Here is a 20,254-nt window from a genome sequence, read left to right on the forward strand (position 1 = left end):
TAGTTTTTTTAGTGGAACGATATTATTCAGCCGTCTTTGGGGAGTAGCTTACTCAATCGATTTTGAGATTGAGTTCGTTCGTCAACATAATCGCTGCCCATCAGCGTGGCGTTCGAGGCTTGGTGCCCACCAAGTTTAGCAAGACCTTAGACAAACATCACAAACCAGGGGTGGGGAGTGAGTTTGTCTATGGTTCTTAATAATAAATCCCTGCCTCCAATGAGTATGTCGTGAGTGTTTTAGTTATTTCTTTAACCACTGTTGCCTTGGCAGAAATTGGTGACCGTACCCAGCTATTGTCTTTGCTGCTTGCCAGCCGTTATCGTCGTCCTGTTCCAATTATTCTCGCTATTTTATCAGCGACATTACTCAATCATGCTTTAGCCGCGTGGTTAGGCGTGGTTGTCGCCGACTATTTAACCCCTGAAGTCTTAAAGTGGGTGGTGGTGGTCAGTTTCTTAAGCATGGCGATTTGGGTATTGATTCCCGATAAACTGGATGAAGAGGAAGCGATCTCTGGACGTGGTCCGTTTGTGGCGAGCTTTATTGCCTTTTTTATTGCCGAAATCGGTGACAAAACGCAAATCGCCACGTCGATTCTAGGTGCGCACTATAGTCACCAACTGATGTGGGTCATTATTGGTACCACCATTGGTATGCTGTTGGCGAATGTGCCAGTGGTCTTGATTGGTAAATTATCGGCAAACCGTTTACCGCTAGGAATCATCCGTAAAGTGACTGCTTTGGTATTTGTTGGTTTGGCGGCGATTTCTGCCTTTTACTAACGGGTCGACGGCGGGGAATTTGATGTCAATATTCGTGTTAGATCACCGTACCTTCGCCTCTGTGACTGCTATGCTTGAGCAAGGTAAAGCCATGTGGTGAGGGAAGACTATGTTAACGCGCTACACATCAATGACCGCCAAGAGCCAAAGCTATTTGTTTACGTTTGGGTTGCTGCTGACCTTTTTAGGGATGACCCTAACCGATTTGTGGATGCCAATGGTGGTTGGGGCGTTTATCTTGACGGGATTAGCGGTTGAATCTTGGATTCGTGTCGCGCATTTGATTCCGATGCACGACGAAATTCGCACCTTACGCCAAGAAATCCAACAACTGCGTCATGAAAGCCGCGACCATTTCGATCAATAATAAATCGCTGTTATTCGATAGGGAGTCGTGACTCCCTATCCAACTTATGCCAAGCCTTTTTGAATCAAATAGAAATAAGGTGACGTGTCGGTTTGCGCGTCCAACAGTGTGTGATCCATAAACCGACAAAAGCTCGGGATATCTCGGGTGGTGGATGGGTCGTCTGCTTTTACCAGCAGCGTATCGCCGTCTTGCATATTACGGATGGTTTTGCGAACCATCATTACCGGTTCTGGGCAACGTAGGCCTTCAGCGTCTAATGTCTTGGTTGCTTCTGCGTTGGATAAACTCATGGGTAACCTACTGGAATAATCGTTAAGGCGGTTGATGATACTCGTGAAGGAAAAATATTCAATATGGAAGGGGCGCAGTATTCATGCTGACGGCGGTGAAAGGCTGACTATAAGGGCAACGTGGATAAAAAACGCCCCAAGCCAGAAGGGTTGGGGCGTTTGACGTTTAACAAGGCTTATTTAGACAAGAAGAAGCGATAAGAAGGGTTATTCGTTTCATCATGGTATTGATATCCAAGCTCGGCTAAATGCGCAGCAAAGCGTGATAAATCACTGTCATTTAATTCAATGCCACATAATACACGGCCATAGTCGGCGCCGTGGTTGCGGTAATTGAATAAGCTGATATTCCAGTGGGTACCGAGTGTGGTTAAAAATTTCAATAGCGCACCAGGATACTCAGGGAATTCAAAACTGTAGAGACGCTCTTGCAGTGGTTTGGATGGCTTGCCACCAATCATATAACGCACGTGCAGTTTGGCCATTTCATCATCGGAAAGATCTTGCACCGGATACCCGGCCTCACGAAGATCCGCGATGATACCAGCGAGTTCTTCTTCACCGCCCATCAGGCGAACACCCACAAAAATATTGGCCAGTTGGTCATCACTATAACGGTAGTTAAACTCGGTGACTGCTCGACCACGTATCACTTCGCAAAAGTTGAAAAAGGCACCGGGCTGTTCTGGAATCGTTACGGCTAACAAACCTTCACGTTTTTCACCCAGTTCACAACGTTCCGATACATAGCGTAATCCATGGAAATTGGTATTGGCACCAGACAAAATGGTCGCTAGGTTCTTATCTGAGAGTTGCTGCTGCGCCGCATACTTTTTCAATCCAGCTAAGGCTACCGCGCCCGACGGTTCGGCGATCGCACGCGTGTCTTCAAAGATATCTTTGACGGCGGCACAAATTTCATCACTGGAGACGCTAATATGGCCATCCAGATGCTCTTGGCACAGGCGGAAGGTTTCATCGCCAATGCGTTTCACGGCGACCCCTTCTGCAAATAAGCTGACCTGCTCGAGTACTACTGGCTCTCCTGCATCTAATGCGGCTTTCAAACAAGAAGAATCTTCAGGCTCTACGGCGATCACTTTGATTTCTGGCATCAGTTGTTTGATTAATACCGCGATGCCCGCGGCTAGGCCACCGCCACCGACCGGCACAAAAATGTAGTCGAGGTGACTGTTTTGCTGTAACAGCTCCAAGCCAATCGTGCCTTGTCCAGCAATGACAAGCGGATGATCAAATGGTGGCACAAACGTATAGTTGTGCAGCGCGGCTAAACGCTCGGCTTCGGCTTTTGCTTCATCGAAGTTATTGCCATGTAACACCACGTTGCCACCAAACCCACGCACGGCTGAGACTTTAATATCCGGCGTCGTTTTTGGCATCACAATCGTGGTGAGAATATTCAGTTTTTTCCCCGATAACGCCATGCCTTGAGCGTGGTTGCCCGCAGAGGCGGTAATTACGCCGGCCTCTTGCTGTTCTTTCGACAGAGATGACACCATGTTGTAAGCGCCACGTAATTTGAAAGAATGCACGGGTTGACGGTCTTCACGCTTGATTTGAATATGATTGCCCAAACGCTCTGAGAGGTTCGTCATTGTTTGAAGTGGCGTCACATGCGCGACTTCATAGACGGGGGCTTTGATGATATGGCGCAGATACTCTGCGCCACTAAGTTGCTCCATGCTCATGACCTTATCCTTAGTCTTCCAGTTTCGCTTTATCGCGAACGGCACCTTTGTCTGCACTGGTCGCCATGCTGGCGTAGGCTTTCAAAGCAAAGGAGACTTCGCGCTCGCGAGAGACGGGTTTCCAGCCTAATTGATCTTGAGCACGACGGCGTGACTCAAGTTCTGCATCAGAGATATTGAGCTCAATGGTTCGGTTTGGAATATCGATAGAGATCATATCGCCATTGTTGACCAAACCAATCGCTCCGCCGTTCGCGGCTTCTGGAGACGCGTGGCCAATCGACAAACCGGAGGTCCCGCCAGAGAAGCGACCATCGGTCAATAATGCGCAGTCCTTATCTAAGCCCATCGATTTTAGGTAAGTGGTCGGGTAGAGCATTTCTTGCATGCCCGGACCGCCTTTAGGTCCTTCATAGCGAATGATGACGACATCACCCGCTTTGACTTTCCCACCTAAAATACCTTCAACCGCATCATCTTGGCTTTCAAAAACCACGGCAGGCCCTTTGAAGGTTAGGATACTTTCATCGACCCCCGCGGTTTTTACTATGCAGCCATTGAGAGCGATATTGCCCTGCAATACGGCAAGACCGCCGTCTTGACTGAAGGCACTGGCGCGTTCACGAATACAGCCATTTTGACGATCGTCATCTAGCGTATCCCAGCGGCAATCTTGTGAGAAAGCTTGGGTGGTACGAATGCCGGCAGGCCCAGCGCGGAAGAAGTTTTTCACTTCGGCTGAGTCGGTTTGCATGATGTCATACTGCGCCAACTGCTCTTTCATTGACAGATTTAAAATGGTTCGGGTGTCTTCGGCAATCAGACTTGCGCGTTGCAATTCGCCTAAAATGCCCATCACGCCACCAGCGCGATGCACATCTTCCATGTGATACTTTTGCGTTGAGGGGGCGACCTTGCACAAATGTGGAATTTGACGAGATAGGCGATCGATGTCGTCCATATCGAAGTCGATTTCACCTTCTTGCGCTGCGGCGAGTAGGTGCAGAACCGTATTGGTTGAGCCGCCCATCGCAATATCAAGCGCCATGGCATTTTCAAAGGCATCTTTAGAGGCGATATTGCGTGGTAGCGCGGTCGCATCATCCTGTTCGTAATAGCGTTTAGTCAGTTCCACAATGCGATGACCTGCATTGATGAACAACTGCTCTCGGTCTTTGTGGGTGGCGAGCATGGAACCATTACCCGGCTGAGCAAGCCCTAGTGCTTCGGTTAGGCAGTTCATCGAGTTGGCAGTAAACATGCCCGAACAAGAGCCACATGTTGGGCAGGCTGAGCGTTCGACTTGTTCACTTTGTTCGTCTGAGACTTTCGGATCCGCGCCTTGTTTCATTGCATCGACCAAATCCAGTTTAATGATTTGATCCGACAGCTTGGTTTTGCCCGCTTCCATTGGGCCACCAGAAACGAAAATCGTCGGTACGTTTAAGCGCATGGAGGCCATGAGCATTCCGGGAGTGATTTTGTCACAGTTGGAAATACACACCATGGCATCCGCGCAGTGTGCGTTGACCATATACTCGACGGAATCGGCAATCAATTCACGAGAAGGCAGCGAATAGAGCATGCCCCCGTGTCCCATCGCGATACCATCATCGACTGCGATCGTGTTGAATTCTTTCGCGATCCCACCCGCTTCTTCGATTTGCTTCGCCACTAATTGACCGATGTCTTTTAAGTGAACGTGGCCCGGTACAAATTGCGTGAACGAGTTAACCACAGCAATGATCGGTTTGCCGAAATCATTGTCTTTCACGCCAGTGGCACGCCATAGAGCGCGTGCCCCTGCCATATTGCGGCCATGAGTGGTGGTTGCTGAACGATACTTAGGCATAATAGTCCCTTATTTTTCCTGTGGATTGATGAAGTCTAACCAACCCCATTTATCTTCTGTTGTCCCATCAAATAAGCCAAAGAACGCTTTTTGCATGGCTTGGGTGATTGGCCCACATTTGCCTTCACCAATCGAGATACGGTCAACGCTGCGCACAGGAACAATTTCTGCGGCGGTTCCGGTTAGGAAAATCTCATCCGCTAAGTACAAGGTTTCACGTGAAATGTTGGCTTCACGAACTTCATAACCTTGGTCTTTGGCCAATACCATGATGCTGTCACGAGTAATGCCGGGTAAAATTGAGCTCGACAGTGGCGGGGTGTAGATGACCCCATTTTGCACGACAAAGATATTCTCGCCAGACCCTTCAGAAATATAGCCATCGACATTGAGTGAAATGCCTTCATCGTAGCCGTGACGACGAGCTTCACTACCGATAAGTAGTGATGATAAGTAGTTACCACCCGCTTTTGCTGCGGTTGGGATGGTATTTTGAGCCATACGGCTCCAGCTGGATACCATCGCATCGATACCATTTTCTAACGCTTCTTCACCAAGATAAGCTCCCCAAGGGAACGCGGCAATGATGAGATCCAGATCGGAACCTTCAGGAGGGCAGACACCTAGGCCCACATTGCCCATGAAAGCAAGCGGACGGATATACGCGTCATTGAGTTTGTTGGCACGTAAGGTTTCACGTGTCGCTTCCATGATCTCTTCTTGTGAATAGGGAATAGGGAAACGATAAATCTTTGCTGAGTTAATTAAGCGCTGCGCATGTTCAGGGTGGCGAAAAATTGCTGGCCCTTTATGCGTGTTGTAGCAACGTACACCTTCAAAGACGGATGTGCCGTAATGCAAGGCATGAGAAAGCACGTGAACGGTCGCGTTTTCCCATAATGTCATTTCGCCATTGAACCAGATGTATTCTGCAGTTTGCGTTGTCATGTTTGCCTTCCTTAAGCGCTAATTCTTTGTTGTAAGTTATTGTTTGGGAGTTCATCAAGGCTGATTTCTGTCACATCAACGGTCATGACATCCCAAAGTTTTTCTATTTGATTGGTGAGTGTGGTAATGGGTCTGTCGCTATCGACAATGACTTCCACACTGGCGATTTTACTCGCATGGTTTTGGGTTCCCGCGACTTGTCGAACGATGAAACCTCGGTGACGAACAATACGTAGTACACGTTCTAGTAGAACGGGTTTGTCATCGGCTTTGATGTCAATTAGATATCTTTGCATTATCCCTTCTCCTAGGTGTTTTCTAACATATCGCTGTTTGAAGCGCCGGGTGGCACTAAAGGCCACACATTTTCTTCTTCATCGATATCGACGTGCAATAAATAGGCAGTTTTACTGGCCAACATTTCTCGCAGTGCGGGTTCCACTTCTGACTTTTTGGAAATTGTTTTACCAGGAATATCAAAGGCCTTAGCTAGCATGACAAAGTCAGGGTTGTCATCTAGGATGGTTTCACTATGGCGACCATCAAAGAACAAGGATTGCCATTGTCGGACCATGCCAAGACGCTGATTGTTTAACAGTACCATTTTTACCGGAATTTGACGGCGTTTTAATGTCCCTAATTCTTGGACATTCATCATAAACGAACCGTCGCCAGAGATCAGAACGGATTGATCGTTGGGACGCGCCACCGCAGCGCCCAAAGCCGCGGGTAAACCAAATCCCATGGTGCCAAGGCCTGCGGATGAAATGAAGTTTTGAGGGTCACGTGGCTGAATGTGCTGGGCGGCCCACATTTGGTGTTGACCGACATCGGTAGAGACGATGGTCGATTCTGGCATCATATCGGACAATTGCTTTAAAAGCAGCGGAGCATAAATCGGTTCACCGGGGTGATCGTAACGCCATTTGTATTCATTGCGTAATACTTGGCTATGTTGCTGCCATGCGCTGATATCACAAGCGAGTGACAGTTGAGGCAAGATGACATTGATATCGCCACGCAAAGCCGCATTAGCTTGACGTAATTTGTTAAACTCTGCCGCATCAATATCGATATGAATGACTTTTGCTTCAGGAGCAAAGGTTTCTAATTTACCCGTGACTCGGTCATCAAAGCGTGCCCCTACGACGATTAATAAGTCACATTCTTGTACGATGAGGTTGGCCGCTTTGGTGCCATGCATGCCGAGCATGCCTAAGTAATGAGGATCATGACGTTCAACCGTCCCCAGTCCTTTTAGCGTACTGACCGATGGCATTGGATTGGCATTGAGAAACTGACGTACACTCTCGGTCGCTTTGGCCAGCTGTACACCACCGCCAACATACAATACCGGACGTTCACTGGCCGCCATCATCGATTGAGCTTGTGCGAGTTGAGCAACATCGGCAATCGGCATAGCGGGAGGAGTAAAGCGAGGGAAGGTATCGCTGTCGGTATGGGCTAACTGAACATCTTTGGCAATATCGACCAGTACCGGGCCTGGGCGACCACTGACTGCGACTTGAAAGGCTTCCATGAGCGTGTCGGCAAGATCGGCAATATCGGTGACTAGATAGCTGTGTTTGGTACAAGAAAGGGACATTCCAATCACATCCATTTCTTGGAATGCGTCGGTGCCGATATGAGAGCTTGCGACCTGACCGGTAATCGCAACGAGAGGAACGGAATCGAGCATGGCATCGGCAAGGCCTGTCACCAAATTGGTGGCTCCCGGTCCGGAGGTTGCCATACAAACGGCGACGTCTTGGCTTGCTCTAGCCTTGCCTATCGCGGCGATGGCTGCACCTTGCTCGTGCCGGCATAAGATATGATCGACACCGCCATCATACAAGGCATCATAGATGGGCATGATGGCCCCGCCAGGATAACCAAATACGGTATCAATGCCTTGCTCTTTTAAAGCGGCAACAACTAACTCAGCACCTGTCATTGTAGCCTCCTTGGCAACCGCTTTTTCCGTCGCTTTTTACTCTGTTGTGTTTGCACATCATGTGCGTCTCCCGTTCTTCCAGTTAAGTCTGATTAAAGAAAAATCAGATTGAGGACTGTCTGTCTATTTTTGTTATAAAAAAACCCCCGAACTTTTCAGTGCGGGGGTTCTTAGAATTCGGTACGTTACCTTGCGCTCACGAGCCCCCGCGCGGTGCCAATAATGACCACGAGTACTAGGCGAATAATAGAAAAGTTGTGAGCGTTTTTAATCATTATATGCTTTCTTATGGTTGGTTTTTTAGTCAGCAATTCCTGTACCTCTAGTGTTATCATAAAAAATGGCACGCTGACAAGGAAAAACTGATTCTTTTTTATATTTTCTAGTATTGATAGCGTATGTATAACCATTACGATTCATTGAATAAGTATGTATCTACAGCCTGAATGGTTTTGAAACGCATACCCATAATGTGCCAGTCGTCTGCAACGTTATATTAGTGGCCTGTCGGGGGAAGCACGGCGATAAACTGTCGACTCACATGCGGTTACTCCTCCTTTTTTCATACTTTCCTTCCGTTATTCTCCTGTATAACCATTACGATCAACCGAGAAAGTATTGCCGCGGTTGATGATGATGACTTTGAGCCAAAGGATAATCAGTATGGGGTTAGCGATAATACACAGTCGAGCCAGTGTGGGAGTGGAAGCGCCGGTTGTAACGGTAGAAGTGCATATCAGCAGCGGTATGCCCGCTTTTACCTTGGTTGGATTACCAGAAACCACGGTGAAAGAGTCACGGGATAGAGTACGCAGTGCGATTTTGAATTCAGAATTTGAATTTCCGGCCAAGCGTATTACAATTAACTTTATTATTACAGGGAAAAATTGCTTTTATTAGATGCTAATAAAGAGGGGATTTTCGAAAGAGAAGACTTACCAACCATCAGAGTAAACTTAATAGTCTTAATTAAACACGTTTATGCACTGGGAAACCCATCAGAGCTGTGCAACTAAAATTTCAGACATTCTGAGGAATGGGAGTAGTAAAAAGCTCTAGATCACATTTTTATCTTGGATGTTATGAATTAGGTATATATACAGATAGATTTATATATCAATGACTAGTTGAACCTTTAAAAGGTATGTAATAATGCATTAGTTTACATTACGCTGACAATTTCCAGCACAAACTGACCATTTTAATTTGGAGAAAAGCTATGAAGCGCCTTTGGCTTACTGCCCCATTAATTTTATCTTTAACTGGGTGTGGTGAAAGTGATATTGATATCGTCAAAAATGGAGTTATGGATTTTAATAAAACCATAACAATAGGCAATGCGTTAGATAATTGGAAAAGCTGCGAAAGTAGTAAGTGGGATTCATTTCAAACAGATAACGGTATCAAAGTTGTTGAGTTTTCGTGTAAGCATAAAATATCTTCGTTTATGGATAAAATGAAAGAACTATCTTCGGAGCGAGATCGTAACAGCGGTGCTTTAGACGTTACCACCAACACGCAGACTTTCCAGTTTACACTTAATCAAGATAGCACATTTCAAATTGACAATGTTCAAGTAAAAAACACTTGGGCTGATGGAACTTCTTTTGAGGACTCGCAAAGACCTGTTCAATCCCTTCAAGTTGCATATGCAAATGAACTTAACTTTGATGCATCTATCTTAAATAAAACCACTGCCGCACAAATGGCTTATGTATTTGCAGGGATTAAGGCTAGAGCAAACTAGATAAGAAAATGATTTCATATTGGAAAAATACAAAAGAAGTTTACTTTGATGATGGACTGACATTAATCATAGGCTGGTACGATCATAAGCATATGCATAATGGAGGATATAAATCTTTAGGTATTCATTGGGAGACATATCCTAAATCTCGAGGTATTTTGAGTCCTTGTGTTATACCTGAAGATACAAGAGACTCTATGCTATCTGGTCTTCTACATAAAGCTATTATGGAAGGAGATACCAGTAAAATTGAAAACTTGACTTTAGCTATTAAGTTCTTTTGCTAATTAATCCAATGTAACTGACTTGAGTTGGTTACATTGGACTGCTAAACATTACTCTCACGCCAAAATGGTTTGCAATAAAAACCTTTATTTAAAAAAATAATTCAAGTTTCTTATAGGCTAGACAATTTTTAATGGAAATGGTGAATATATTTCAATTAAAAATCGCTATAATTTAAAATCCAAAGCCCAATCATAAATCACCCCTTATAAAAGCCCTTTTTAAAGATATGAAATTATTTATTAAACAGTAGTATTTTAATATTTGTATATTTCAATCCATTTGATAAATAAGACGTTATATATAAAAAGTCGGGTTTCACATTTGACAAATAAAAATAGTATGTTAAATAATAATTCAAGGGTTATAAAAGCCCTTTTTAAACTAATAAGGTAAGGAGCAAATATATGAATATATATAGACATAACGCAATCATAAAAGTTTTTAGACAAGACGGAAATCCAACAGAACAACAGATCATCGATCAAGCAATAAAACATCCACGTCTAAACGATTTTATTATGAATTTATATCAAGGGAAACCTTTTGATATCAGTGATTTAGTATCATTTGACGAAGTAAATTATGGCTATGCAATTTGGACATTGACCAATATTTACCCAAATGAAATTTTTTACCAACAAATTTTGGCGGTTCAAAATGATTAATTTTGATTATACGGTGATAAATGAGTCAAAAAGTTCAAATTTAGACAAAATAAAAGGGTTGTATAACGAAAAATTACAACTTTTAAATAAGTTATTGGAGGAGTTCAATAATAATAAAAATAACCCAAATTTTGACTTTCAAGAACATTATTCAAATAATTACGCCTCTCATTTTGCTTCTATTGGTGGAAAGATTAGCGGTTGCGTTCGTAATTATAAAAATATTTTAATGTTAAGTATTTTAGAATATTTAAAAAATGAATATGAAAATAGTATTGGTTATTTTACATTAACAATGTATGAAGGTCTTTCAAAAGTTTTATTTGATATTTCGCCAACAATGAAAGGATTATTAACATTATTAAATAAGAATAATCTAAATTCTAAATTACAAAACAAAAAGAAAAAATTTGGTTTTCATATTTCAAAAATGAAATTTGATAAGGTTTTGGAAAAAGAAGTAATAGAAGAAGTCAAAAGTTTTTTTGAAATTCAATATAGCGATTTTTTAAAAGAACGAAAAAAGTTAAGAAATGATTTAATTTCAAAAGAAAATGAAATTAAGATTTTTTTAAAGGATAATAAAAATAATGGGGAGTAAATTCTCCTCATAAATCAATGGTTAGGAAAGGGCTTTTTTAACCCATATATCATGGGTTGGTATATATAAAAAAAGACATCAATTTGATTAATAATATATTAGTGGTAATTTATTAATATGAGACATTTGAAAAAATGGCTTGTAATAAAAAACCCTTTATAGGTTATAAGCCATTTTCTGCAAGCAGTAAAAGTGTCTCATAAACTAGTCGGGTAAACTTTTAAAAATTTTAATCAAAAATAAGGAAAAGCGTATGCAAATATCGACAGCATTATTTAAAGGCAAAAGATTAAAATGCCTTGAAAAAAATAAATTAAGAAACTTACTAAATCATTACTTCCGTAATTACAAACCTGAAACAGAACAATACAAAAAAGATTTCTTTCCAGAAGAATCAAAAAATAATTTACTAATCAATTCTGATTTTTCTTTTACCGAGAAAAATGAAAATTGGTTTAGTAAACCAAAAGATGAAACTAAAACAAATGTAGAAATTCACACAGAGAACATTTTCAAAACTTCCCAAGAAGTTTTTGAAAAGTTGAAAGATATTTCTGATGAAAATAATAAAGACTTACTTTCAACAAAGGAACGTGAGGCAATTATTAAATCAATAACCTATTTGTCAAAAATTAATATTGATAAATTAACAGATGAAGAATTGAAGTTTTCAAAATTAAAAGAACAAGCAATTATTTTTAAAAGTGCAAAAGAAAAAAAATATACTAATTTTGATAATGACTTAATAAAAGAAGCTTATGATTTTTATTCTAATCCACCAAAAGAGATAAAAATATCTTCACTATCTGCAAAAAGAAAAAACTTTGAAAAGCTTTTAAAGCTTGCAGAAATGGGAAAAAACAAAAGCCGAAATGAAGCGGCAAACGTCAAATCTATCTTTTGTGAAGATGTGCTATTTAAGCTGCCTAGACACAACGACAAAGCCATTCAAGACGATCATATGATTGAGATTATGCAGGCTTGGGAAGAGCAGCATTTCAGCGATTACGGCATCATTTGCGGGGTTCTACATAAAGACGAACGAACACGAAAAGGCAAACCAACTGATGACCATATTCACATTTTAAGATCTGGTTTAAGCAGAAAAACAAACCGTTTTGATTTACCTGATTATAGTTTTCAACTAGGTTTAAAAATGGCAAGAAAGCAGGGTAAAGAGTTTAAATATGATGGTCAAAAATGGAGTAAGGCAGGTGAAATATTAAGAGAATTATCAGGCGAAGCAATTCAAGAAGAATTTTATAAACACGCAAACAAAATTTTAGAAAAATATAATTATGATTTTAGACTTGGAATAAAAGAAAGAACAGAAGAAGAAAAGCAATTGAGAGAAAAAATCAAAGCAGAAGCTGATCTTCCTAAATCAAAACGAAGCCATAATTTATATACCTATTTTCAAGAGGAGGCTAAAAATTCATTAATTATAAAAAATGAAGCTGAAAAAGAAAAAAATAAAATTAACAAACAAAGAGAAAAAATACTTAATAATGCTAGAAGTCTAAAAAATAAAGGTGAAAAAATAAGAGATAATGCTGTTAGAAATAAAAAAGAAGTTGAAAAGTTAAATGATGAAATTGATAAGTTAACTACTAACATTGAAAGTCTTGAAGATAATAAATTCAAAATAAAAAAACAAATTGAAGATGAAAATAAAAAGTTTGAACAGCAAAAGGTTTTAATTAATAAAAATATATCTCAAAAGAATGTTGAACTCGATGTTATTAACAAATCATTAGAAGTTAAAAAAACATTGAATGAGGATCTTGGTTTTGTTGATAGATTTAAAATAAAAATGTTTGATTATGTTATTTCAGTTAAAAATTATTTTGACACAAAATTAGATTTTAAATTAAAAAATATTTTATCGGATTCTTTTTATTTATTTAATAATTGTGATGACAAGGAAAAAGAAAAAATAAAAGAAATAGCAGAGTATACAGAAAATAAAGCAATAAATAATGTTGAAGATTTACCAAGTAATTTAAGAATAACTCAGGTTTTAAAATCTGGAAATATTGGTAATGATGATATTACTGATCCTGTTAAAAGCAAAAATAAGCTTAAAAGATAATAATAAAGAGATGATTATACATCTCTTTTAGAATAGTATATTATTTAGTTCTTCATTTTTTAAATCGTTTTCTGTTTTTTGTGTGGAGTCGTAATAAAATCTAAAATGTTCTGGTTTTATTTCGTCATTTTGATTTTTTGGATGTTTATATTCAAACTCTAATTTTATGCCATTAAATGCTCTTCTAACTTGTCTGATTTTATCACTTCTGTTTAAATTGTTTTTAATAGATAAAACCTTTAATAAGTAGTTTAAATGTAAATATCCTGTTGGCTTCATTAATGTTATAACCTTTAACTTAGTAGCTTTTACATCTCTACAAGCTTTTAATTCATCTAATCTAACCTTATTAAAACCTGATTTTTTATTATTAAGCGTTTTTATGTATTCATCGGACAATTCTAATTCAACAACTTTTTTTAATGAATTCGTTAATGTATGTTTAATTATATCTTCTTCATTGTTTAAACCGTTTTCTGTTTTTGGGTTCATTAATGATTTTGTCACACATATTTTTTTGAAAAAAGGTGATTCACCAAACTCATTAATAATAGATTCTAATTTATCGAAATTTAATTTAGATCTTGGAAGATAACTATTTCTGCTTAAAAGTCCATTTATACTAAATGATTGCTTTTTTAAGCCATTATCTTTATACATCATTGTTGAAATTGATAAGACCATTAAAAATACTTTAAAATCGATGTTGTTATTAAAGTTAAATAATTCATAATGTAAGGGGTTATCTCTATTCATAATCTCGTTAGGTAATGCTAAAAATTGGTTATTGTTCATATTATTTATTCCTTATTTGTTTGTTAACTTCACAAAGAATAAAATAATATTAATGTTGACTTTTTATAAAAGTGTTGTATAAATAAAACTATATATTCTTCTTGCCGGAAGTTTTAATAAAATTGCTCTCATTTATATGAGGGCTTTTTTATTTTCATAATCTTATTAATACATATTATAATTTTAAGTCAATACCCCAATCTGTCTTTTTCTAATTACCCCAAGTGTCTTTGACATATATCCCTAAGTGTCTTTAACATATACCCCAAAGTGTCATCCTATTTAATGAAGACTATAATAATTAATGAAGACAATATATTAAGAAAGAAAAGAATAATAAAGAGTCATTTTTATCGCTGCGCTCATAAGCTGATTGACCAAAATTGAGCGTAGCGAAATTTTAAATTATAGAAAACCTATTCAAATCTATCTAAAAAATTAAATGCGTCTAACAGTTCTTTTAGTTTCCCATCAAGTAAACCTTTCTTATCTTGGTTCTGTATTTGTTCTTTTATCTCAAAAAGCTGTAAAGATGCTTTGGGTATACTATCATCAAATCGATTAGGTATAGGGTTAATGATAAATTGTCCACTCTTCATTAAACTAATTATTGTTCCATACTTACTTGATATTAAAATACCTGCATAATTGTCTTTTATGAACTTTTTTGCTTTGGCAACGCTAACAGGATCATTCTTATCAAATTTATCGATCATATTAGTATTCATTGTAAAAGCTATATGTTGTTTATTTAGTGCAATATCTTTTTCTAAAATGTCAATTTGGTCTAATATTTTTGAGTTTGCGATTGCGTGGGCTGTAAAGTTAATTGATTTGTTATTTAACAATAAATCTAATTCATTTTGCTCCTTTTTCAATTCTTCTATTTGATTTTCGAATTGGAAAACTTCTAATTTAATTTTATTGTAATAATCTTCTGTTTTTTGATCTAAAACTTTTTCAAAGAAAAATAAATTATTACTTGTTAAATCATCATATTTTATACTTTTCGAATTGCACGAGTGGAAACGCCTTCCACTGCATTTAAGCATATGGTATATATATTTTTTTCCATTTTTCCCTGTTTTATCATCTGTTTCAAAATAGTATTTATTTCCACAATCTGCACAAAATAAACGACCTTGGAAGATGTTTATAGTTTTTCTTCCTGCAACTTTTATTGTTGCATTCGTTCTTTTGGTAGATTGGATGATATCCCACTCATCCTTTGAAATAACAGAGGGATAATAGTCTTTAATTACTTCTCCGGTTTTGCTTATTTTTAACTCTCCAATTAAGCACCTATTAACTAATAAATGAGATATTTTTCCGCTATTCCAAGAACTAATTGCGTTTTTTGTTTTTTTTCTGGCAAATTGTGGAATCTGTTTCTCGTTTAAAATTCTTGCTATATGTCCCATCGTTTCACCACCAAGATACATATCAATTATCATTCTTACCGTTTTGACTTGATCATTAATGATAAAGTTTGGATCTTGCTTCGTGCCTATGTTGTCAATCCAACCTGGCAACATATAAGCAAATTGGATTTTTTCTCCATTTCTTAATTTTTCTAATTTCTTTTTAAATACTGCTGAAACTCGCTTTGATTTTTTATCACTTTCTACGTTTGCCTGTTCCATCAAAAGCAAAGATGAAATGATAGAAACCATTTCATTTAAACTTTTTTTTGTGTAAACCTTCTCATCCATTAAGGTAATAATGTTTACGTTGGAGATTAATATCTTACGAAATAGAGAATAAGCTTCATCTACGGTTTGGCGTGATAAACGGTCAAATTGTTCTATGCATAAATAAGATGTTCCATCGGTTGGGATAGTTCCATCTTCAATCATCTTCAAAAAAGCCGCTAAAGCCCCTTTTTCAGCATTTTTTCCTTTAAAGGCACTTACCCCTAAATCTCTTAAATTTAGCGTATCATTGACCTCATAGCCGTTTACAGAGGCATACTCTTTTATCTTCTCGATCTGTCTTTCATGAGAATGACCAGCCGATTGCTTTTCGCTCGAAAATCGAACATAGGGATATATTATTTTTTGCATAGATATTAACCTTAAGCCTTGAAACAACGAGTATAAATCTTTCCCGTTAAAGCTCAAGTTTATCACGGTCAATTTGGCGCCGGCCGACTTACCGAAAGAAGGAGGCCGCTTTGATTTACCAATCGCACTGGGGATTCTTGCGGCGTCAGAGCAAATTCCTGCCAACTTGTTGAAAGACTATGAATTTGTTGGTGAACTGGCGTTATCTGGTGAATTAAGACCAGTGAAAGGTGTGTTGCCTGCTGCGTTAGCCGTCAAACGAGCGCAGCGTACTTTGGTGGTGCCACAGCAAAACGGTGACCAAGCGGCCTTGGTCACCGATGCTGAGCATAAATCTGCGCAAACATTATTGGAAGTCTGTGCCCAACTGTGTGGTCAAGACCGTTTGTCTTTATATCAAGCGCCTATTACTGAGGCACCGCCCAAGCAAGGTCGGGATTTACAAGACATCATTGGTCAACAACAAGGTAAACGTGCCTTAGAAATTGCGGCTGCCGGAAGCCATAACGTATTATTTATCGGGCCTCCGGGCACTGGTAAAACCATGTTGGCATCAAGATTATGCGATTTGTTACCTGAAATGAGCGATGAGGAAGCCATTGAAACCGCATCGGTAGCGTCACTCACTCATCAAGATATCAACCAATATAATTGGAAGTTACGGCCATTTCGCTCACCCCATCATTCCAGTTCCATGGCCGCGCTGGTGGGCGGTGGCTCCATCCCTCGCCCTGGAGAAATTTCCCTCGCTCATAATGGCTTATTATTTCTCGATGAGATGCCAGAGTTTGAGCGTAAGGTACTCGATTCATTACGGGAACCGCTGGAATCGGGAGAGATCATTATTTCTCGGGCGCAAGGAAAAACCCGCTTTCCCGCTCGCTTTCAACTGGTGGGAGCATTAAATCCCAGCCCGAGTGGCTTTTATGAGGGGGAAACGGTCGGAGCGAATCCACAAACGGTGTTACGTTATTTAGGACGCTTATCTGGCCCGTTGTTAGATCGCTTTGATATGTCGATAGAAATTCCGGCGCTACCACAAGGGACTTTGGCTCATGGCGGTGATCGCGGTGAGAGTACTGCCACTGTTCGGCAGCGGGTTTTACGGGCCAGAAGCCTTATGTTAGCCCGTTGTGGGAAAGTGAATGCCTTATTGCAAAGCCGTGAAATCGATCAATACTGCCCATTAAAGCAAGCGGATGCGGAGTTTTTGGAAGCGGCGTTACATCGCCTTGGTTTGTCGATTCGAGCCTATCACCGCATTATTAAAGTCGCGCGCACGATTGCTGATCTGCAAGGTACGGTACAAATTGAGCGGGCTCATTTGGCCGAAGCATTAGGTTACCGAGCCATGGATCGACTATTAAAACAAATGACTGATCAGGCCGTTTGTTAGTCGTCTGACCATGAAAACAGATATGTCATAAATCCGTTTAGCGAGTATAATACCCCGCTGTTTTTTTGTGCGGTTGTCGTGATGTTATGCTGGCTTACTTGTTATTGTTAATAAATGTGTTTTTGGTATTGATAAACACGGCTGTTAATTCGTTATTTATATTTATGGTTGCCGTGGTAAAAGTCTTTTTGCCAACGCCTCGTCTTAAAGTACTGGCAACCCATGTTGCGGATCAATCAATGTGGTTATGGGCCACAGTCAACCTCAAAATTTTGAGTCTATCGAATCGAGTCACATGGGATATCGAAGGGCTTGAGGATCTCAGAAAAGACAGCTGGTATCTGCTGATCAGTAACCATTTAAGTTGGACAGACATTGTCGTGCTGTGCAGTGTGTTTAAAGATCGGATTCCGATGCCTAAGTTCTTTTTAAAGCAGCAATTGTTATATGTTCCTTTCATTGGAATGGCCTGTTGGGCGTTAGATATGCCGTTTATGCGCCGTTATAGCCGAGCCTACTTATTGCGCCATCCGGAGAAGCGAGGCCAAGATTTGGCGACCACTCGGCGCTCGTGTGAGAAATTTCAATATCAACCGACAACGGTGGTGAATTACGTTGAAGGCACTCGTTTTACCGAACAAAAACGGCAAAAGTCCCCGATGCCTTATGAGCATTTATTAATGCCCAAAACCGGTGGGATAGCCTATACACTGGCGGCAATGGGAGAGCAGTTTGATAAGATCATCGACGTGACATTGGCGTATCCTGACAATCGCGATAGGCCATTTAAAGATATGTTGATGGGCAAAATGACCCGCATTGTTGTGCGTGTGCGTTTACTGCCAGTGGATGAGAATGTCACGGGTGATTATTTCCATGACAAGCGTTTTAAGCGTCAGTTTCAGCAGTGGCTAGGAAACGTGTGGCAAGACAAAGACGAAGCGTTGAAGCGCATTAATCAATCGTAATGTGTTGAGCATGAGACAAGACTCAATAAGAAAAAGGGAGCCATAGGCTCCCTTTTTCGATCGGATGTCAGGCGATGTGCGCCGCACTATTTTTTCAGTAGGTAGTTCACGAGATCGAAGAATTGCTGCTCGGATTTAATGCTACCAATTTGAACGAGATATTTATTGTTCACAACCACGGAAGGTACGCCAGTTAAGCCTTTTGCATCAAAGTCTTGGTCAGAACGACGCGCCATAGAATCTACCGCAAAACTATTAAAGGCATTATCAAACTTTTTACCATCCACACCTTGATTGACAAATAATTGTTTTAAGGCTGCTACATCTTTTGGTGGATTATGACGCTGGTGGATTTGTGCAAACATGACAGGAATCATTTTGTCTTGTACACCTAGGACCACCATCGTATTGAAGGCTTTGCTCATGTTAAAGCCCATGTCACCCCCCATAAAAGACACGTGGTTTTTATTGAGGTGCACACCATCAGGTAAGTGGCTATCCAGTTTAGACACGATAGGCTCGAAGGCATTACAGTGCGGACAGTAGAAAGAGAAAAACTCGACGACACTTGGTTGGCTTGAGTGTGTTTGGTCTAAAACCTTGTAGTTCACCCCTTGTTTAAATTGCGCTGCATGAGCGGATACACTCAATAGTAGCGTTGCAGCTAGTGCAATCAGTTTTTTCATTGTTCACTCCATGTAGTTGTTCAAGCAATATTACCAGTTTGGCATTACGGATAGTGATGGTTCTGATAATGCCGCAATTTGTTCTTTAAAGGCAAGAATTTGATTCTCCCAATATTTGGCATCATTAAACCAAGGAAACGCAAGCGGAAAGGCCGGATCATCCCAACGTTTTGCAAGCCATGCCATATAATTGACCATTCGTAGACCACGTAAAGGTTCAATTAGTTTCAATTGGTTCATATCGAAATCGCAAAACTCTTGATAGCCTTCCAAAAGGAGATCAAGTTGCATAATTTTTTCGTGACGCTCACCACTGAGTAGCATCCACAAATCTTGTACCGCAGGGCCGTTTCTTGCGTCATCTAAATCGACAAACATCGGGCCGTCACGCCATAGTATATTCCCTGGATGACAGTCGCCATGCAAACGTATGGGTGTAAAGTCATGAGACCAATGTGCTTCGAGCTCGTGAATTAATGTATCCAGATCGCTAAAAAAGGTTTTTTGTAGGTAATCGGGAATGAACGCTGCATTTTCAAGCTGTTTTCTCGGCTGATAGACATATTCGTCGAGTCCCAGATTAGGGCGATGCTGAAATTGATGACTGCCTGCGACTTGATGGATACGCCCTAAAAAGCGACCAACCCCTTCCAACTGTGATTCGTTATCGACCTCAAATTGGCGACCTCCGACGCTTGGGAAAACGGCAAAACGGAAGCCTTCATAGTGATGCAGAGTGTGACCCTGAATGAGACAGGGAGCCGCTAACGGAATTTCATGCTCTACCAATTCTTGCGAAAACAGATGTTCTTCGAGGATTTGTTCATCAGACCAACGCTGTGGACGATAAAATTTGACGACGTAGCGTTGGCGTTCTTCGTCAGTAAACTGATAGACGCGATTTTCATAGCTATTGAGCGGTAATAAGCCAGACTCGGCACGAATACCTATACTGGCTAAGGCATTCCACATGCAATCAGGGGTGAGCGAATTAAAGTGAAACGTTGCAGCTTGAGTCATAGGTATACCAAAGACAATGAATACT

General features: G+C 40.2%; 18 protein-coding genes, 2 pseudogenes and 1 riboswitch. Of the genes and pseudogenes, 10 read left to right on the top strand and 10 right to left on the bottom strand.

Annotation, left to right across the window (positions count from 1 at the left end; translation table 11 throughout):
* Window positions 1-26 precede the first annotated feature (26 nt).
* A riboswitch (yybP-ykoY riboswitch) is annotated at window positions 27-216 on the top strand.
* Window positions 217-230: 14 nt separating this feature from the next.
* Together EAE30_RS05120 and EAE30_RS05125 are read left to right on the top strand one after the other, a co-directional pair.
* A complete protein-coding gene (locus EAE30_RS05120; protein WP_123015031.1) occupies window positions 231-785 on the top strand; it encodes a TMEM165/GDT1 family protein in 555 nt (184 codons plus the stop codon).
* Window positions 786-894: 109 nt separating this feature from the next.
* Complete coding sequence (locus EAE30_RS05125) at window positions 895-1,152, top strand: SadB/YajI family lipoprotein (protein WP_123015032.1); 258 nt, start codon at window positions 895-897, stop codon at window positions 1,150-1,152.
* Window positions 1,153-1,196: 44 nt separating this feature from the next.
* Here the strand turns inward: EAE30_RS05125 and tusA are convergent, their stop codons facing one another.
* From tusA to ilvG, 6 genes are all read right to left on the bottom strand, one after another.
* Window positions 1,197-1,445: a sulfurtransferase TusA gene (gene tusA, locus EAE30_RS05130; RefSeq protein ID WP_123015033.1), complete on the bottom strand. Its 249-nt coding sequence runs from the start codon at window positions 1,443-1,445 to the stop codon at window positions 1,197-1,199.
* A 176-nt stretch (window positions 1,446-1,621) separates the two neighbouring features.
* Entirely contained in the window at window positions 1,622-3,154 is a 1,533-nt protein-coding gene (ilvA, locus tag EAE30_RS05135) for a threonine ammonia-lyase, biosynthetic (protein WP_123015034.1), read from the bottom strand.
* Window positions 3,155-3,164: 10 nt separating this feature from the next.
* On the bottom strand, window positions 3,165-5,006 hold the full coding sequence (gene ilvD, locus EAE30_RS05140; RefSeq protein ID WP_123015035.1) for a dihydroxy-acid dehydratase: 1,842 nt from the start codon (window positions 5,004-5,006) through the stop codon (window positions 3,165-3,167).
* Window positions 5,007-5,015: 9 nt separating this feature from the next.
* Entirely contained in the window at window positions 5,016-5,954 is a 939-nt protein-coding gene (locus tag EAE30_RS05145; RefSeq protein WP_123015036.1) for a branched-chain amino acid transaminase, read from the bottom strand.
* A gap of 11 nt (window positions 5,955-5,965) precedes the next feature.
* The gene (ilvM, locus tag EAE30_RS05150) at window positions 5,966-6,250 is read right to left on the bottom strand and encodes an acetolactate synthase 2 small subunit (protein ID WP_123015037.1); all 285 of its coding nucleotides are present in this window, start codon (window positions 6,248-6,250) and stop codon (window positions 5,966-5,968) included.
* Between the two features lie 11 nt (window positions 6,251-6,261).
* On the bottom strand, window positions 6,262-7,908 hold the full coding sequence (gene ilvG, locus EAE30_RS05155) for an acetolactate synthase 2 catalytic subunit (protein WP_123015038.1): 1,647 nt from the start codon (window positions 7,906-7,908) through the stop codon (window positions 6,262-6,264).
* A gap of 663 nt (window positions 7,909-8,571) precedes the next feature.
* On the opposite strand from ilvG, the pseudogene EAE30_RS05165 reads away from it, so the two are divergent.
* The 6 genes and pseudogenes from EAE30_RS05165 to EAE30_RS05190 all read left to right on the top strand — a co-directional run.
* Window positions 8,572-8,775: pseudogene (locus EAE30_RS05165) on the top strand (magnesium chelatase domain-containing protein); the annotation flags it as partial.
* A gap of 352 nt (window positions 8,776-9,127) precedes the next feature.
* Window positions 9,128-9,655 carry a hypothetical protein gene (locus EAE30_RS05170; RefSeq protein ID WP_123015040.1) on the top strand — a complete coding sequence of 176 codons (528 nt, stop codon included), beginning with the start codon at window positions 9,128-9,130 and terminating at the stop codon, window positions 9,653-9,655.
* 8 nt (window positions 9,656-9,663) lie between these two features.
* A complete protein-coding gene (locus tag EAE30_RS05175) occupies window positions 9,664-9,942 on the top strand; it encodes a hypothetical protein (protein ID WP_123015041.1) in 279 nt (92 codons plus the stop codon).
* A 405-nt stretch (window positions 9,943-10,347) separates the two neighbouring features.
* Window positions 10,348-10,608, top strand: a complete 261-nt coding sequence (locus tag EAE30_RS05180) for a hypothetical protein (RefSeq protein WP_123015042.1) — start codon at window positions 10,348-10,350, stop codon at window positions 10,606-10,608.
* Window positions 10,601-11,209, top strand: coding sequence for a hypothetical protein (locus EAE30_RS05185; RefSeq protein WP_123015043.1), 609 nt, complete (start codon window positions 10,601-10,603; stop codon window positions 11,207-11,209). Before EAE30_RS05180 ends, EAE30_RS05185 begins: the two co-directional genes overlap by 8 nt.
* Before the next feature lie 253 nt (window positions 11,210-11,462).
* Window positions 11,463-13,301, top strand: coding sequence for a hypothetical protein (locus tag EAE30_RS05190; protein ID WP_123015044.1), 1,839 nt, complete (start codon window positions 11,463-11,465; stop codon window positions 13,299-13,301).
* A 27-nt stretch (window positions 13,302-13,328) separates the two neighbouring features.
* On the opposite strand, the gene EAE30_RS05195 is transcribed toward EAE30_RS05190, so the two are convergent.
* Entirely contained in the window at window positions 13,329-14,096 is a 768-nt protein-coding gene (locus EAE30_RS05195; RefSeq protein ID WP_123015045.1) for a hypothetical protein, read from the bottom strand.
* A gap of 416 nt (window positions 14,097-14,512) precedes the next feature.
* Window positions 14,513-16,159, bottom strand: coding sequence for a recombinase family protein (locus EAE30_RS05200; RefSeq protein WP_123015046.1), 1,647 nt, complete (start codon window positions 16,157-16,159; stop codon window positions 14,513-14,515).
* Between the two features lie 52 nt (window positions 16,160-16,211).
* Here EAE30_RS05200 and EAE30_RS05205 point away from each other — a divergent pair.
* Window positions 16,212-17,555: pseudogene (locus EAE30_RS05205) on the top strand (YifB family Mg chelatase-like AAA ATPase); the annotation flags it as partial.
* Between the two features lie 86 nt (window positions 17,556-17,641).
* On the top strand, window positions 17,642-18,523 hold the full coding sequence (locus tag EAE30_RS05210) for an acyltransferase (protein WP_123015048.1): 882 nt from the start codon (window positions 17,642-17,644) through the stop codon (window positions 18,521-18,523).
* A gap of 86 nt (window positions 18,524-18,609) precedes the next feature.
* On the opposite strand, the gene EAE30_RS05215 is transcribed toward EAE30_RS05210, so the two are convergent.
* The gene (locus EAE30_RS05215; protein WP_123015049.1) at window positions 18,610-19,209 is read right to left on the bottom strand and encodes a thiol:disulfide interchange protein DsbA/DsbL; all 600 of its coding nucleotides are present in this window, start codon (window positions 19,207-19,209) and stop codon (window positions 18,610-18,612) included.
* Window positions 19,210-19,239: 30 nt separating this feature from the next.
* A complete protein-coding gene (locus EAE30_RS05220; protein ID WP_123015050.1) occupies window positions 19,240-20,229 on the bottom strand; it encodes a serine/threonine protein kinase in 990 nt (329 codons plus the stop codon).
* Window positions 20,230-20,254: the final 25 nt, after the last annotated feature.

The sequence above is a fragment of the Vibrio zhugei genome, from assembly GCF_003716875.1.
Lineage (GTDB): Bacteria > Pseudomonadota > Gammaproteobacteria > Enterobacterales > Vibrionaceae > Vibrio > Vibrio zhugei.

What these genes read in the sequence shown, in the direction of transcription:
- ilvG (WP_123015038.1), bottom strand. Translation starts at nt 7,908, where the DNA reads ATGACAGGTGCTGAGTTAGTTGTTGCCGCTTTAAAAGAGCAAGGCATT.
- EAE30_RS05190 (WP_123015044.1), top strand. Translation starts at nt 11,463, where the DNA reads ATGCAAATATCGACAGCATTATTTAAAGGCAAAAGATTAAAATGCCTT.
- ilvA (WP_123015034.1), bottom strand. Translation starts at nt 3,154, where the DNA reads ATGAGCATGGAGCAACTTAGTGGCGCAGAGTATCTGCGCCATATCATC.
- EAE30_RS05185 (WP_123015043.1), top strand. Translation starts at nt 10,601, where the DNA reads ATGATTAATTTTGATTATACGGTGATAAATGAGTCAAAAAGTTCAAAT.
- EAE30_RS05215 (WP_123015049.1), bottom strand. Translation starts at nt 19,209, where the DNA reads ATGAAAAAACTGATTGCACTAGCTGCAACGCTACTATTGAGTGTATCC.
- EAE30_RS05195 (WP_123015045.1), bottom strand. Translation starts at nt 14,096, where the DNA reads ATGAACAATAACCAATTTTTAGCATTACCTAACGAGATTATGAATAGA.
- EAE30_RS05170 (WP_123015040.1), top strand. Translation starts at nt 9,128, where the DNA reads ATGAAGCGCCTTTGGCTTACTGCCCCATTAATTTTATCTTTAACTGGG.
- EAE30_RS05180 (WP_123015042.1), top strand. Translation starts at nt 10,348, where the DNA reads ATGAATATATATAGACATAACGCAATCATAAAAGTTTTTAGACAAGAC.
- EAE30_RS05200 (WP_123015046.1), bottom strand. Translation starts at nt 16,159, where the DNA reads ATGCAAAAAATAATATATCCCTATGTTCGATTTTCGAGCGAAAAGCAA.
- EAE30_RS05210 (WP_123015048.1), top strand. Translation starts at nt 17,642, where the DNA reads ATGCTGGCTTACTTGTTATTGTTAATAAATGTGTTTTTGGTATTGATA.
- EAE30_RS05175 (WP_123015041.1), top strand. Translation starts at nt 9,664, where the DNA reads ATGATTTCATATTGGAAAAATACAAAAGAAGTTTACTTTGATGATGGA.
- EAE30_RS05145 (WP_123015036.1), bottom strand. Translation starts at nt 5,954, where the DNA reads ATGACAACGCAAACTGCAGAATACATCTGGTTCAATGGCGAAATGACA.
- EAE30_RS05125 (WP_123015032.1), top strand. Translation starts at nt 895, where the DNA reads ATGTTAACGCGCTACACATCAATGACCGCCAAGAGCCAAAGCTATTTG.
- EAE30_RS05220 (WP_123015050.1), bottom strand. Translation starts at nt 20,229, where the DNA reads ATGACTCAAGCTGCAACGTTTCACTTTAATTCGCTCACCCCTGATTGC.
- tusA (WP_123015033.1), bottom strand. Translation starts at nt 1,445, where the DNA reads ATGAGTTTATCCAACGCAGAAGCAACCAAGACATTAGACGCTGAAGGC.
- ilvM (WP_123015037.1), bottom strand. Translation starts at nt 6,250, where the DNA reads ATGCAAAGATATCTAATTGACATCAAAGCCGATGACAAACCCGTTCTA.
- ilvD (WP_123015035.1), bottom strand. Translation starts at nt 5,006, where the DNA reads ATGCCTAAGTATCGTTCAGCAACCACCACTCATGGCCGCAATATGGCA.